Origin of the sequence: Pseudoalteromonas sp. APC 3694 (assembly GCF_030407565.1) — a bacterium.
GTDB classification, from domain to species: domain Bacteria; phylum Pseudomonadota; class Gammaproteobacteria; order Enterobacterales; family Alteromonadaceae; genus Pseudoalteromonas; species Pseudoalteromonas tetraodonis.
The window spans coordinates 1-13,779 of sequence record NZ_JASDDE010000043.1 but is presented as its reverse complement, the minus strand read 5'-3'; the positions used below and the strand labels follow the sequence as shown (position 1 = coordinate 13,779).

General features: G+C 40.4%; 13 protein-coding genes. 3 read left to right on the top strand and 10 right to left on the bottom strand.

From position 1 onward, the window contains the following. Positions 1-46: 46 nt before the first annotated feature. A complete protein-coding gene (gene zapE, locus QMA00_RS13925; protein ID WP_076922716.1) occupies positions 47-1,156 on the bottom strand; it encodes a cell division protein ZapE in 1,110 nt (369 codons plus the stop codon). A 58-nt stretch (positions 1,157-1,214) separates the two neighbouring features. Between zapE and rsuA the strand changes: the two genes are divergently transcribed. Continuing rightward, positions 1,215-1,913, top strand: a complete 699-nt coding sequence (gene rsuA / locus QMA00_RS13920) for a 16S rRNA pseudouridine(516) synthase RsuA (protein ID WP_076922717.1) — start codon at positions 1,215-1,217, stop codon at positions 1,911-1,913. 75 nt (positions 1,914-1,988) lie between these two features. On the opposite strand, the gene QMA00_RS13915 is transcribed toward rsuA, so the two are convergent. Together QMA00_RS13915 and QMA00_RS13910 are read right to left on the bottom strand one after the other, a co-directional pair. Beyond that, on the bottom strand, positions 1,989-2,762 hold the full coding sequence (locus QMA00_RS13915; RefSeq protein WP_008115461.1) for a YggN family protein: 774 nt from the start codon (positions 2,760-2,762) through the stop codon (positions 1,989-1,991). Between the two features lie 139 nt (positions 2,763-2,901). After that, complete coding sequence (locus QMA00_RS13910) at positions 2,902-5,331, bottom strand: zinc-dependent metalloprotease (protein ID WP_076922718.1); 2,430 nt, start codon at positions 5,329-5,331, stop codon at positions 2,902-2,904. A 154-nt stretch (positions 5,332-5,485) separates the two neighbouring features. Between QMA00_RS13910 and QMA00_RS13905 the strand changes: the two genes are divergently transcribed. Further along, positions 5,486-6,454, top strand: a complete 969-nt coding sequence (locus tag QMA00_RS13905) for a class 1 fructose-bisphosphatase (RefSeq protein ID WP_076922719.1) — start codon at positions 5,486-5,488, stop codon at positions 6,452-6,454. A gap of 113 nt (positions 6,455-6,567) precedes the next feature. Here QMA00_RS13905 and QMA00_RS13900 read toward each other — a convergent pair whose 3' ends face one another. After that, positions 6,568-6,894, bottom strand: a complete 327-nt coding sequence (locus tag QMA00_RS13900; protein WP_008115457.1) for a hypothetical protein — start codon at positions 6,892-6,894, stop codon at positions 6,568-6,570. Between the two features lie 43 nt (positions 6,895-6,937). On the opposite strand from QMA00_RS13900, the gene QMA00_RS13895 reads away from it, so the two are divergent. Further along, a complete protein-coding gene (locus tag QMA00_RS13895) occupies positions 6,938-7,288 on the top strand; it encodes a cysteine-rich CWC family protein (protein WP_076922727.1) in 351 nt (116 codons plus the stop codon). Position 7,289: 1 nt separating this feature from the next. On the opposite strand, the gene QMA00_RS13890 is transcribed toward QMA00_RS13895, so the two are convergent. From QMA00_RS13890 to QMA00_RS13865, 6 genes are all read right to left on the bottom strand, one after another. Then, positions 7,290-8,120 (bottom strand): sulfurtransferase, encoded by an 831-nt coding sequence (locus QMA00_RS13890; protein ID WP_076922720.1) that lies wholly within the window; start codon positions 8,118-8,120, stop codon positions 7,290-7,292. Then, a complete protein-coding gene (locus tag QMA00_RS13885) occupies positions 8,117-9,289 on the bottom strand; it encodes a capsular biosynthesis protein (protein WP_076922721.1) in 1,173 nt (390 codons plus the stop codon). Before QMA00_RS13885 ends, QMA00_RS13890 begins: the two co-directional genes overlap by 4 nt. Before the next feature lie 101 nt (positions 9,290-9,390). Further along, positions 9,391-9,810 (bottom strand): group 1 truncated hemoglobin, encoded by a 420-nt coding sequence (locus QMA00_RS13880; RefSeq protein WP_076922722.1) that lies wholly within the window; start codon positions 9,808-9,810, stop codon positions 9,391-9,393. Beyond that, the gene (locus tag QMA00_RS13875; protein ID WP_008113758.1) at positions 9,810-10,640 is read right to left on the bottom strand and encodes a DUF3034 family protein; all 831 of its coding nucleotides are present in this window, start codon (positions 10,638-10,640) and stop codon (positions 9,810-9,812) included. The genes QMA00_RS13880 and QMA00_RS13875 overlap by 1 nt, the downstream gene beginning before the upstream one ends. Then, positions 10,630-12,945 (bottom strand): EAL domain-containing protein, encoded by a 2,316-nt coding sequence (locus tag QMA00_RS13870; protein WP_008113756.1) that lies wholly within the window; start codon positions 12,943-12,945, stop codon positions 10,630-10,632. The genes QMA00_RS13875 and QMA00_RS13870 overlap by 11 nt, the downstream gene beginning before the upstream one ends. After that, positions 12,935-13,600, bottom strand: coding sequence for a methylamine utilization protein (locus QMA00_RS13865; RefSeq protein ID WP_036985203.1), 666 nt, complete (start codon positions 13,598-13,600; stop codon positions 12,935-12,937). The genes QMA00_RS13870 and QMA00_RS13865 overlap by 11 nt, the downstream gene beginning before the upstream one ends. Between the last annotated feature and the right edge of the window lie 179 nt (positions 13,601-13,779).

Sequence of the window (13,779 nt, the reverse complement as noted above, 5' to 3'; positions counted from 1 at the left end):
ATTAAAACACCGCATTTAAATTAAATGCGGTGTTTTAATGTTGTACTTACCAATTTTGCATTTCTACAATCCGTGACTGGGTTCGCGCATATTCAAAACTTAACTTTTTACCTTGGTATAACTCGTTTATGTCGGCCTGGGCATTAATTACTAGTAATTTGTGGCAATCGTAAAACTCATCGACTAAGGCAATAAAACGCCGTGCTTCATCATCGAGCGTATGCTCATCCAATTGCTGCTTTTCTCGCTGATAGCTATCTTCTATACCATGCACAATAACCTTACCGGTTGCCTCTTTTCCCATTATTGGCACATTCGCGATATATACTACCGAAAACTGTTCTGCTAAAAACATATAGTCATTGGCGCTACGAGGGCCTGAGCACAATGCCATAAAATCAATCAGTAAAGCATCGTCAGTTTTTAATAAATAGGACAGAGCTCGGCCATGCACTGTCATTGTACTATTATGCATTACTTGAGAATGTGCGGATAAAAACCCAGCCTCAAATTCCGCGTGGGGCAAGTTAATAAAATAATGACGACTGCTTCTACCGTACCTGAAGCGGTGGTCTTCCTCCCCCGCTACGTTAATTACATGACAATGCGCATTTATTAAATCGATAGTTGGTAAAAATCGCGCGCGTTGCAAACCGTTGTAATAAAGTTGCTCGGGTTTTGCGTTAGAGGTTGCGACTAGTATCACGCCTTGTTCAAACAAAGCGTTAAATAACCGAGCCATGATCATGGCATCACCAATATCACTAACAAAAAACTCATCAAAGCACAGTACCTTTATCTCTTTGGCCCACTGTTTAGCTATTATTTGTAGCGGATTTTTATCCCCTTGTAACTTGGCCAATTGAGCATGAATTTTTTCAATAAAGTGATGAAAATGCAGGCGCTGCTTTTTTTCTGTGGGTAAGTTTTTATAAAATAAATCCATCAGCATAGATTTACCTCGGCCAACAGGACCGTATAAATATACCCCTTTGATTAACCGTGCTTTTTGCCACCAGCTTGTTGGCTGATTTAATTGCTCACTCAAAGACTGTAACGCACTCATGGCTTGGTGCTGCGCCGCATCAAAATCAAGCTCTCCTGATGAAACTTTGCGGTGGTACAGGCTTAAAATTTCTGTGCTGGGCTCTGTCATGGTATTTCACTATCCGCTATACTCGCGGCCATTGTAGCCGACTAAAAATGTGAACAACATGAAATTTCCTTGCCGTTTAGATAAATTTATTAGCCATTTAGCAGAATTACCGCGCTCAAAAGCCCGTGCGGCAATAAAAAGCCAAGCGGCTAGCGTTAATGGCGAGGTGATCACGGCATTCGACTTTCAAGTTACTCAACAAGATGACGTGCTGTTTTATGACGAGCCATTAGTGTTTTTAGGTAAACGCTACTTTATGCTCAATAAGCCGGTAGGTTATGTATGCGCTAATTCGGATGAGTTACACAAAACCGTATTTGATTTGCTTGATGAGCCAAACATGGCCAATTTTCACATTGCTGGGCGTTTAGACATAGACACCACTGGCCTAGTGCTTATTACTAATGATGGCGACTGGTCACACAAAATTACCTCGCCTAAAAAGAATAAATTTAAAACCTACTTGGTTGAAACTCAAGAGCCGATTACCGATGATGCACTGCAGCAATTACGCGACGGTGTGCAGCTTCACAATGAAAAAGATTTAACTCGCCCTGCTATTGCTGAGCGCTTAGGGAATTATGGTTTACGCTTGTCTATTTCTGAGGGTAAATATCACCAAGTAAAACGTATGCTAGCAGCGGTAGATAACAAAGTAGTTGAATTACATCGTGAACAAATTGCGGGTATAAAGTTAGGTGAAGATCTGGCTGCAGGTGAATACCGCCCACTAACCGCCGCAGAGATAAAACTGTAAGGCTGTTTAGGTATTAGGAAAACAGCTTCAAACTGACCGCAGCCCTTTCTGAAACCTGACGCCTAAAACCTGCTCTTATGATTTAATCTGCACTAAATCAAAGTCTGTCATCCCGGGTACAATGGCTTGTAGGCGAGACTCTGTAATATCTAGAGAATTTAAGCATTCACAATATTCAGAGGCTTTAAGTTCTAATTGGTGGGCTTTTTTTTGCAACGACTTATCGATTTCTTTGGTGATGATATCCATGCGTTGCCCCATGTCGTTCATGCGGTCTTCTATATTGCCTTCTCGAGATTTAAACGCATCCCCGAGCGACATTAAAATAGCACCCAAAGAGCCATGTACTGCAGAGTGTATTTTTTGGCTAATTTCTTTAGTAAAAAAATCATCAATTTGGGAAAGCGATTGAGGGGCTATAAAAAAGAAGTCGTCGCCACGCTTAAACTTATCCATAAGTGCACGCTCTACATATTGTAATTGCGTTTTTAGTACTTCGGGTTCTTTATCTGACATGCCCTCAACAACATGCTCAATAGCACTAAGCCCAAGGTTTACGCCATCAGTCGCTAAATCGACCAGCTCTGGAACCGTTTGACGAATACCATTGCTAAATTGTTCTAGCACTTTACTTTCGTCGGTACTTAAATCGACCCAGTAGCCTCGAATAAACAGTTGATTATTATTGTTAATTTGCACCCTAGTTTGGCCTTTATCAACAATACGGATCACATCATCGGTAATAATTAAACCATGACGAAGTTCAACATCACATTGCTTTTGTGCGATTGCATTGCAGCTTAAAAGTGCCATTGATAACGCCAATATCGAACGAGATAAAAACGCCATAAACACCTCAAAAAGACTAAAATAGGGGGTGGCTAGATTAACAAAAAACCAACTTTATGCAAGCAAAAGTAACACCCTAAAAACAAGGCACCATGAAACGTAACGTTTATACAGCGCCTTTATCCTCTGGCTTGTACTATTAAATAGGTGAGCCTGGTGGTATGGGTAACGCTTTAAAGTTATCAGGCCACTGGCCTGTTGTTAAAAACTGATTAATTTGCGCCGCTAAATAGTCTTTAAATGCGCTGTCACCTACTTCAGGGTGGCTCAGTAAAGAGTGTTGATTAAACTCATCAGCAAGTTTGCTTAAATAGAAATGCAGTTGCGCTTGCACTTCAGGGCTTAAACCGTCGTTAGCCACAAGATCAGCCATGGTTTTTGCCGTTAGGTACTGTACTCGTTGTGTTACTTTTCCTGTCATGGTGGCAGGCGCTGATACATTAAACACTTGCTTATTTAACTGTTTAAGTAGCTCATCTAGGCTATAAAAGCGGTTATCACGTGCTTGCTGCTGTGCTAATCGATTTAATCGTTGAGCATTGAGTAGTAACGATAAGCTATGCTGCGCGGCCACTTCAGGCAATGCTAGTGCATCCATAGTTAAGCCGGTACGACCCACTATACTTTCTCGTGATTTAGACTCGCCATACGCCTTTGGTACAATCAAAGACAGTATCGACTCTGGCAGCGTTAAATTAGTTGCTTTTAGGGTGGCTAAAATAGCGTTAACTGCTTGTTGCTGAGCCTCTTTAGCTACAACTTGGGCGCCTTTGACGGGTGCGTCACTACGAATTTCATAGTCATAATCAACGCCCGCAATAAGCTTTGCAACCGCTTCAACTTGATAACGATGGAACAAGTAAAGTGGCACTAGCTTTTCTTCTAACTGCGACAGTGCAACCCCAGTTTTTATATTGTTAATACCAAACTGCCCAAGCGCCTGCTTTCGCACATCAAGCACTCTAAGTAATTCTTCACTTGGATTACCACCATTATCCCAAAGGTGAGCTGTAGGGTGCGCCCCACCTTTGGCACGGGCATCACTGTCAGAAATAAACGCCAAACCTTGTGCTTTATTTTGCTGCAAAATAGCAGCGAGTGCTTCGCTTTCATCTTGGCCGGTAAAATCACTGTAGCCATATTTGATCACTTGCGTATCCCATGCGCCCATACCTTTAGCATAACCTTGAGATACATCTAACTGACCATTATCTGCAAAGCTCAATAACGGATGCGGATAATCCATCACCGAAGCACGATTATTTACTGACGCTGCGAAGTTGTGCGCAATACCCAGTGTATGACCAATCTCATGAGCACTGAGCTGACGAATACGATCAAGTGCCATTGCATGTAAGGTACCTGCCACTTCATTGCCTTTTAAATAAGGCGCAGCGAGTGATTCAGCAATTAAGATATCTTGACGCACTCGCAGCGACCCTAGTGTCACATGGCCTTTAATAATTTCGCCTGTACGTGGGTCTATAATTGAACTGCCATACGACCAGCCTCGGGTAGCACGGTGCACCCATTGAATAACGTTGTAGCGCACATCCATAGGATCTGCATTACTTGGTAGCACTTTAACTTTAAAGGCATTTTTATAGCCTGCAGCATTAAAAGCGTCATTCCACCATTGCCCGCCATCTAATAAAGCCGTTTTTACTGGTTCAGGTACCCCTGGATCTAAGTAATAAACAATAGGCTCTACTGGCTCACTAACTGCTAGGCTTGGATCTTTTTTTGCTAAACGATGACGCGGAATGTAACGCACGTACATAGACTCATCGAGCCCTGCTGCATAATTTTTATGCTCCACACTCCAATAACCCGATTGCGGGCTAAATTTACGAGGTGTGTAATTATCATCAGGCAATTGAATAAGTGAATGGTGCATGTGCACACTCAAAGCGTAAGGATCAGCACTCACTTGGCGAACGTATTTACCTGGTTTAGATCCTTTAAAGGTGAGAATGGCTTCAAGTTCAGTATTTTTCAAAAATGCTTTTGAGCGATTCATAAATACCGCACTGCGTGACTCATCAAGGCTAAACTGCCCTTGCTTGCGCGCAGCTAAAGTACGGCTTACGCCATGTACGTCACTCAGTAAATAAGGGGTGTAATCTATTAATGCAGCATTGTCATCTTGAGCGACAACTTTAAAACCCGCCAAAATGCTGGATGCAAACGCTTCTTTAACGCTTTGCTGCTCTGCTATATTACTCGTGTTTGCACGGTAGTAAGTATTTACGGCACGTAACATCACCTTGTTGCCAAAGCGCTCAAACTGTACCAAATAGGTACCGCCTAATTGGCCTCTATCTAAACCTATATCGTTAGAGCCAACGCCATAAGGCAAGCTATGCTGTAGTAAAAATTGTTGCTCAAGTTTATCAACTTTTAAATACACATTGCCGTTTTGGGTATCGTAAAAGAAAGAAAAATAACCAGGGAAATGGTTCATTTTTTCAGTAAATTCGTCAATAGACTTAATTGCTGCGTGCGCTTGAGTTATCATACAGAGCAGCACAGTAAAGAGTATGTAACTTAATCGTGATATTTTTTGCATAATCTTATCTTTGTTATTAGCGTTTTAAATGCGATGTAGGTACCCCATTATAGGGGGTTATTTATACAATACAGTTATTTAAGACGAATTTCAGCGCTCTAAACTAATCTCTCTCACATTATGATTAGTTTTAACACGTTATCAGGAAAAAAGAATGCGTAGACTCCCACCAGTATTACTAGAAGATGGCTGTTCAAGAGAACTTTTGTCGTTAATTCGTACTATTTTAGCGGCATGTAAAGAAATTTCATTTCGCGTCGGTCAAGGTGAATTATCGGGCGTATTAGGCTCAACCCTCGATGAAAATATTCAAGGCGAAACACAAAAGAAACTCGATGTACTGTCTAATCAGTTATTAAAAGATATATTGCTGGAGTCAGGCACAGTTAAAGCGATTGCCTCTGAAGAAGAAGATTATACTGTTGCCGGTAACCCAGATGCCGATTACATTGTTGCATTTGATCCACTTGATGGCTCGTCAAATACCGACATTAACTCACTTGTAGGTACTATTTTTTCTATTATGAAAGCACCTGTGGGCTCAGATGCTGCTGATGAAAAGATTTTTATGCAACCTGGGCATCAACAAGTGGCTGCAGGTTACGTACTGTATGGCCCATCAACTATGCTTGCGCTAACAACGGGTAAAGGTACACGCATGTTTACCTTAGATAAAACCCAAGGTAGCTTTTTACTTACTCAAGATTTTGCCGCTATTCCTGCTAAAACTAATGAATTTGCAATTAACGCCTCTAACCAGCGCCACTGGGAACCAGCGATGCAAAACTACATTAATGACTTACTTGCCGGAGATACAGGCCCTCGCGCTCAAAACTTCAATATGCGTTGGATTGCTGCAATGGTTGGCGATGTGCACCGTGTACTTAGCCGTGGTGGCTTATTTACTTACCCAACTGATACTAAAGATCCTAATAAGCCTAATAAACTGCGTTTACTTTATGAAGCAAACCCAATGGCAATGCTAGTAGAGCAAGCAGGTGGTATTGCTTCAACAGGCACTGAGCGTATTATGGATATTCAGCCTGATGCCATCCATCAGCGTGTTGCGGTTATTTTAGGCTCTAAAGACGAAGTAGAAACTTGCTTGAGCTATCATAAGTAAACTTTAAGAACAGGTTTTAGGTTTCAGGTGTCAGCTAGAGATTAGCCCAGTAGTGGTTACTAACATCTGAAAACTGTTGCTTAAAACCTTTCATACTTTCTGATAACCACCTGCTACTGTTGTAACAGCTTTAACAACTGTGCGAGCTTTTGATGAGTCAACTCGCCCATTTGCTCGCTATTACTTAGCGCGTAAATAACGCCTTCATGCTCGGCGCAATTTATGTCATCTCGCGACTCAATAACATTTGCCCACAGCTGTAAATCGTCAATATCAATTTCTTTATTGAAACAACGCGTAAGTACATTAATTAGTACAGGCTTTGTGAGTGTGTACAGGTAGATTTTATTGCTTGCTGCGGTTGAAACAATCACACTAATGGCACTATCTCTTTGCTCACCAAAAGTAATAAATTCAGCCAATGCTTTTTGTATATTCATAATGTTTGTTATTCTTGCTGCTCTACTGTTAATAAGACCTAAAATGACCCAGATAAACTGCAGCCAATGTAATACAACGCTTAACTGTAATGTTAATGATATAACCGCATGTTGGTGTTATCAGTTACCCGCTATTTTACCACTCGATGATACAGCAACCAGCTGCTTATGCCGATCATGTACTCTTGCTAAAATTAATTACTATTTAGAGACTATATACACCCAGCCAATTAAAAACCAAATAGCTTTTGCTAAACAATTTAGAAGCCATGATAATTTAATTGAAGGGTTAGATTACACCATGCAGAATAATTACATGGTGTTTAGTAAGTGGTATTTTTTAAAACGTGGTACTTGCTGCAAAAACGGGTGTAAAAATTGTCCCTATAGTTAAATTAGCCACCCACAGCAATAGGCAGTGAGCTATCAGCGCCCCACTCACTCCACGATCCGTCGTAAACACTTAAATTATTATATCCGCATTCATCAGCGAACAATGCAAGCGCACAGGCAGTAACACCCGAACCGCAGCTAAACTGTATCTGGGTTGCATTACCGACTAATTCACTAAACTGTGTTTGTATAAAGTCGAGTGATTTTGCCTCGCCATTTTCTAATAAACTACTTAAAGGTAGCGAGTAGCTATTAATAATGTGGCCGCTGCGCATACCCGCTCTTGGCTCTTTATTTTTACCGGTAAAGCGCTCATAAGCACGCGCATCTAAAATAACTGTATTGGCATCCTTAGTAGCACTTAGCACCTGTTTTTTATCAATGAAGTAATCAGGTTGGTAATGAGCAATAAAGTCGCCTTTTAGTGATGCTTGCGTATAGTTTGACTCAACCGCAAGCCCGAGTTCAAGCCACTTGGCTAAACCACCACTGAGCACTTTTACGTTATTAAACCCCATGGCTTTAAACATCCACCAGGCTCTAGCTGCACTGAATAACCCCGTATCTTCATAAATCACCACGAGTGAATCGTGATTCACTCCCGCTTTTTGCATCACTTGAGTAAATTGCTCTGCGCTACACAAGCTATTGGGCAATGGATTTGAGGTATCTGCGAGTTCTTTTTTGATATCAAACCGTTGTGCTTTGGGTAGCATAGCAACGGGCGAGTACTCCCCTGCAGCTGAGGGGCGTAGCATACCTGCATCAAAAATAACTAAGTTAGTTTGCTCTAAACGCGCATGTAACCATTTTGCACTGACTATATTTTTCATTGTTTATTCTTTTTAGTGCCATGATATTTAGAAAACTCATCATTGCCAGTAAAGCGCGCTTCAATTGCCTTGATGTGCTTCTCCTCTGTATGCTTCCAAACACCGGGTATGCAATAGACGTGTTCAAGAAAACTAAAAAACTTATTGCGTATTAACAAGTCAGGCTGCCACCCTTGAGTGATCTCATAAACATACTTACTCAATAATTCCGCATCGTTAGCATGTTTGACCAACCCATCAATGTTATAACAAGCTTGGCCCAGTGTTAATACCGGCTTATTAAATAGCAAAGCCTCAAGGCCAACAGTTGAGTTAATAGTTATGACTGCCTCAGCACATTTGATTAAGTCACTAGTGTTATTTCCATTAGCGAATATTGCTACAGAATCTTTGCTGTAAAGGTGGGAGTAATGTTTGTGCCATGATGGATGCTCTTTAAAAACGACTTTTAATGAAGGATCGTTCAAACTCTTAACAGCCTCAACTACAACATCATAAAACATATCCATTGAGTCTACCCAAGGAGAAAAGCTTGCTAACTGTGTATCATGAGGTACCTGAAAAGGAGCAAAAATATATCGCTCTGGAACTTTTTCGAAGTCAAATGAACATCGCTTTCTATGATCTGCTCTGGGAATTAAAGCTGGCTCCGAAAACCTCAAGGAATTATGGGGATCAAAGCTAAGATAAAAGGAAGGATCACGACTTAAGGATGCATTAAAATTAATACCACGCGGGTCTAAACTACTAGTCCCCGGCAAAAGTCCATTTTCATAATAAAATTGATTTATTCCTAGCGCTTTTGCAGCCATAGCTACAGTTATATTTGGTAATTTATTGCCATTCCAAAGAACAACATACTCAGGATCAACGTTGTTTAAAAGCGCTAAATATTTAGCATAACGCAAACGCTCAAACAAGATGAGGCTGAGTGTGTAACCCTTTTTTATTATATAGCTATTCCAAATTATATTACGCGCTTGTTTGCGTTTCAGCTGCGCTTTAACAACATCATTAAAGTCTACTCTAAATGCATCTTTTAAATACTTTATGGCAGAAAGCTTAGGTATTCCCATGACATGTAGCTGGCAGTCTAGTGACATTTTTTTTATTATTTTTTTATAATATTTTGCATGTACGTTACTGCGGGATATAAATAAATAAGCCATAAAAGCTTCGTTCACCAACTTTTTAATCAAATTGTACTACGTCGACAAGTGTATTAAAAGTTAGGTTCAATTATTAATGACTATCAATGTGATTTTAGTTGTTAAATCTTAATAATTTCGCCACGCAATGGCGCCATTTTAGCTAAAATTTCATTTTGCACTGTATGTGGGGTATTTTGCTCGTTCATTGCATTTATTAATAAATCGACAACGTGATTGAAGTCTTTTTCATTTATGTTCATACCTGTATGGATAGCAACCATCGAGTCACCTTTATATTCGCAAGGGCCCTCAAGCAGCGAACATAAATGGCTAATAAACCCTTGTCGAAAATGGCTAATATTACTGTGTTCAAAGTAATGAAATACCTGCTTGTCATTACCTATTTGGGCAATAAAACTGTCAGTTAACTTTTCAAGCCCAGCTTGTTCGCCTAGTTGCTGATACAAAGAGGTGTTGGGTTGGGTTGTACACCCTGCAAGTAAGTTTAAACAACAAAAAATAAATACACTCAGTTTCATTACCAATACCCCGTAACCGATAAATACCAGCCGGTTTGTTTATCAACACCAGCAATCCGCCCTAAGTCTAAATAGGCCGCAGTCACACTCATGTGCTTATTAGGCATCCACGCTATAAATAAATCGCGCCAATCTTGTTCGCCTAAACCTAGGTTATTGGCTTTTTGTCGATATTCAACACCAATGGCAAGTTCACGACTTACAAAAACTGCACTACTTGCTTCTACTAAAATATGGCTGCCCTCATTAGCCCCGCCATATCCTAACAGTCCTAGCTGATTGGCTTTACTGTAGCGAGTAGTCACATTCCAAAACCAGTTGTACCCAGCAAGTGCGCCCAAATGTAATTTACTGGCGGCTAGGTACACATCTGTACCACTGGTATTTTTTGCGCCAACTAACTTTGCTACTGTGCCATCCTCTAGTGATTTATGCTGTACCCCCATGCTTAGCTGGGGCCACTTACTGTATACTATATCACCATATAAACGAATTTTTGCCCCAGAAATTGACTGCTCTATTTCGGTATTGAGTGCAGGCACATCAAACTGCTGCACTGCATAACTGAGCTCAACACGATTGAATAGGTTTAGTTGCATGCCGCAGGCATCAAGACGGTAGTCAGTAACATCAGCACGACTACAAAAACCATTAACAGCCCATTCGTCCTCACTAGCATATCCTGCTAGCTGCGCCCAAGGAACTAACCCTCCTCCTGCACTGCCTTCAACTTGAGACACGCCCGGTGTTGCTAATAATTTCCCCGTAGCAGCCATACTTAACGCACTACAAAATGAGAGTGCCAAGGCGAATAATAACTTAATGTACACGCTGATATTCCTCTAACCATTGTTCTAATTGCTGCGCTTTTAAAGGGCGACTTAAATAGTAACCTTGCGCATGATCGCATTGCATTTCGTGAAGCATTGATAAAGACTCAGCGGTTTCTACCCCTTCAGCCACAACAGAAAACCCCAATTGGTGACCCAATGTGATTGAAGAGCGCACTATGTATTGATCTTTTTGTGATTCGTGCAGAGTTAAAATAAAGCATTTATCTAACTTAAGCTCATCAATAGGTAACATTTTTAAGCGCCCCAATGATGTTTGTCCGACACCGTAATCGTCTAATGAGATTTTAACGCCAATAGTTTTTAAATCTTCTAACGCTTTAATACCTTGGGCTTCATTTTCAATCATATCGCGCTCCGTCAACTCAATAGTGACAGAGCTTGGGTTTACTTGGTATTTATTTAAGGTGGCTACCAACGAAGCGTGAAAACCTGAATGAGCAATATCTTGGGCAGAAACATTAATAGCGGCTTGTAAATGAATATCCTTTTTTGACCAATCGGCTATTTGTGCAATCACAGTCTCGACAACCCAAGCGGTCAGCTCTACTATTAACCCTGACTGCTCGGCTAAATCAATAAAGACCTCAGGCGAGACCCAGCCACCATCTTTTCGTTGCCAACGAATAAGAGACTCTACCTTATCAATTTTCTGACTTTTAATATTCAATTTAGGCTGATAGGTCATAAATAATTGTCCATTATCATCATCAATTGCTTGTTTGAGTTCATCAAGCATAATTAAACGGTCTAAATGCGCCTCATCTTCACCGTCTTGATAATAATGTAAGCTTTGCTGACTCGTTGTAGCTGCATCTACAGCAATGAGTACACGTCGCATTAAATCGTCTGCTTTAGTCCCTTGCTCTGGGTATTGCACAATACCAGCATTAAAACGTAAGCTTATTTTTAAATTTTTAACCTTGTAAGCTAGCTGTAATTGCTTGAGTAAATCAGCCACTGCACATTTTACCTGCTCAACCTCTGCACAAGGGTAAACCGTTAAAAATTCATCGCCACCAATACGGGCATGAAAACCACCTAGCTCATCAGAAAATTGACGAATACGGTTTGCCACTGCAATTAAACATCCATCCCCTACTTGTGGACCAAGCTTATCGTTTATATGCCTTAAGCCTTTTATATCAATAGCAACAAGCGTGTACCGCGCATCATTAGTGAGCCGCTTAGCTAATAAATCTAACATAGCAGAACGGTTATAAAACCCTGTTAAAGTATCGTGATGTGCTTGAAAACTTATTTGCTGCTCACGCTTATTAATATCATTACCCATGTTATTAAAAGCATTCACGAGCGTTTCTATTTCACTGCTTTGCTTTTTACCTTCAAATTTAAAGCGGTAGTCGCCTTTTGCAAACTGTCTGGCAATAACCGCTAACTGTGAAAGTCCTGTCGTTAAATTATTTGCTAACAAACTACTGGTGATCACACCAAATAACATAGTTAAAACAGCGAGTGTGATCAGCGTTAATAATAATTGCTCAATATCGCGATAACTCGAGGTTAAATCTGCGCTAAGCAGTAAGGTTATCGGATGCGATTGTAAAGAGGGTAAAGCTATTTGTTCGTTTTCATAGGCCAAGTATTCGGCAAAAAAACGAGCCGTAGTTTTATTGGTAAAGTACGTTATTGGTTGAAAGTTATCTGGTTGGGATACTAGCGAGCTTGTTGCAAAATCATCTAATTGCGCAACAAAACTAACCTCCATTCCTGTTAAGCTTTTTAGCTCAGTAGCCACTGCAGATGTTATTTTAAATCCGACCAAACTGTAAGCTATGGTTCTGGGAGTTTTAACGGGTAATAAAATCACTTGGTACAGCTGGTTATTTAACACCACAAAGCTCGATTGCTCAGAATTATTTAATAACTCATCCATTAAGGGCTGTAGGTTATCGGCAAAATTTTGTGCATTAACATTAGCTGATACTAACCGCCCTGATAAATCGAGCAACAGCATAAGATCCGCATTGATCCGTTGACTGTGGTTGTATAACACACTGCTAATAGTGGCGGCATCACGAGTTGCAACCGCTTGCTTAAAACCAAAATCAGCGGTTAACACCTTTGCGGCTGTTAATAATAAGCCCTCTTTTGATTTTAAATATTGTTTATAAACGCTTTGCGCAACCGTTATATTTTGTTGCACTTTTTCTGCCTGAAATTTACTGGTAGACCACCAAAAGCTCAGTAAACTAACCAAGGTAGTGAGTAACACCAAGCCAACGCATAGCGTTGTTATACGGCTACGTAAATTATTGCCCATTACCTTTCCTAAATTTACTACCAAAGGTATTTCGTGGTGCAGGCGTAGACGTATTTATAGTGATTGATAACGGGTTGGTTGATTCTATACCAAACTGTTTTTTATTATCCAAGGGAGCTGTTTGTAGTGAATGCCAAACACTGGCTTGCACAGGAAAAGTGTCTACTTGCAGCTTTATCTGGCCTTGCTCGTTACTGGTATACACATGACTACTGTTAGCGACATATATATAGCCCACCATGGAGTCATGAATATTGCAGCCTAGAACAACAACACCTTGATTATCAAACTTAATAGGTTCTTCTGGCTGGCCAGAATAAAGCTTTAATTGAAAAGGTTTAGCTTTTGAAAAAGAATAAACATGGTGGCGAATATTATCGCTATTTGGAAAGTCGACGTACTGACCTTGGTGTACAATAAGCAACTCTGGAGAAAACTGTTTATCAACTTGATCCATTACCGCTGTGGGTAAATTGCCCGAAGTTTTTGAAGAAGGTAAATGATTTATTTCTACGACAGCATTAGGCAATACTTGGTCATGCTGATCTTTAATAACCAAATTAATGGTATTACCAAAAGCCGATACACTAAACAATACACCCAGTGCTAATAAATAACGACGTTTTGCAATAACTTGCCATGCTCGCTCTAACATAACCATACCCAAAAATTCACCATAGGTTAAGTTAATTAGAGACGAGCACTAATTGCAAGAATTATAGCTCAGCTACTTAAAATACATACTTTTTCATTAGTTAAAATGAGCTTTGCTATATCTGTCTACCCAATAGCGCCAAGTGCTCCATCTAAATCTAATGAGCCAAAGCGAGTTAA